The sequence below is a fragment of the Pseudomonas sp. EGD-AK9 genome, from assembly GCF_000465935.2.
Taxonomy (GTDB): Bacteria; Pseudomonadota; Gammaproteobacteria; order Pseudomonadales; family Pseudomonadaceae; genus Aquipseudomonas.
In genome coordinates this window covers 1-794 of sequence record NZ_AVOF01000726.1, presented here as the reverse complement: position 1 = coordinate 794, position 794 = coordinate 1, and the positions used below count along the sequence as shown (strand labels likewise).

At 71.2% G+C, this 794-nt stretch carries 1 protein-coding gene; it reads right to left on the bottom strand.

All coding sequences use genetic code 11. From position 1 onward, the window contains the following. Nucleotides 1-104 precede the first annotated feature (104 nt). Nucleotides 105-704 (bottom strand): AraC family transcriptional regulator, encoded by a 600-nt coding sequence (locus N878_RS23275; RefSeq protein WP_021445902.1) that lies wholly within the window; start codon nt 702-704, stop codon nt 105-107. Nucleotides 705-794 lie beyond the last annotated feature (90 nt).

Genomic DNA, 794 nt, shown 5'->3' with positions numbered 1-794 from the left:
CCGCTCCAGCCAGGCCTGACGGCTGGTGAATTCGGCGTTCTGCCGGCGGCAGCGCTCGACCACCTCGCAGTGGGTCACCGGGTCGGCCAGCGGCAGGCGCCGGGTCAGCAGTTCGGCGGGAAGGCGAAGGCATTGCGCGCAGCGTCGAAGCCCAGCGGGCAGTCGAAGCTCAGCTCGTAGCGCGCCACATAGGCCGGGCGGGCATGGCGGAACTCGGCGCGGGCCAGCGGCAGCGGCCGGCCGAGCAGCTCGTCGCCGATCAGCTTGAGCGAGGCCAGGCACATCTCCACGTTGAACACCTCCAGTTCGGCGGCGTCGCGGTAGTCGCCGGCACTGACCCAGGCCAGGCCGTCCGCCACCTGCAGTTGCAGGTCGAAGTAGGTGCCGAGCAGCGCCGGGTACTGCAGCAGCAGGCGCCAGGCGTCACCAAAGGTGGCAGCCGAGAGCGCGGCGTAACCGAGCAGACCGTAGGACGACACATGCAGGCTGCGCCCCAGCTCCAGGCCGAGGTCCGCGCGCAGGGCCAGGGCATTGGCGCACACCTGCAGCTCCTGCACCCGGGTGATGCGCGCCTCGCCATTGCCCGGCTCGTCCGCGGCGATGCCGCTGCCGTCGAGCAGCCGGGGGATCAGCTCGGGCTGCGCGGCGAAGCGTTGCAGGATCAGGGCGACTACGTGCAGGGTGGTCAGGTGGGCGTGCAGCATGGGGGTTTCCGTCTTCGCAGGTCAGCGAAAGAACGCAAGAAGCATGCCGCGGTACGGCGGGCCCCGCCCGCCAGTGGCGGTCAGCGGGTG

What these genes read in the sequence shown, in the direction of transcription:
- N878_RS23275 (WP_021445902.1), bottom strand. Translation starts at nt 704, where the DNA reads ATGCTGCACGCCCACCTGACCACCCTGCACGTAGTCGCCCTGATCCTG.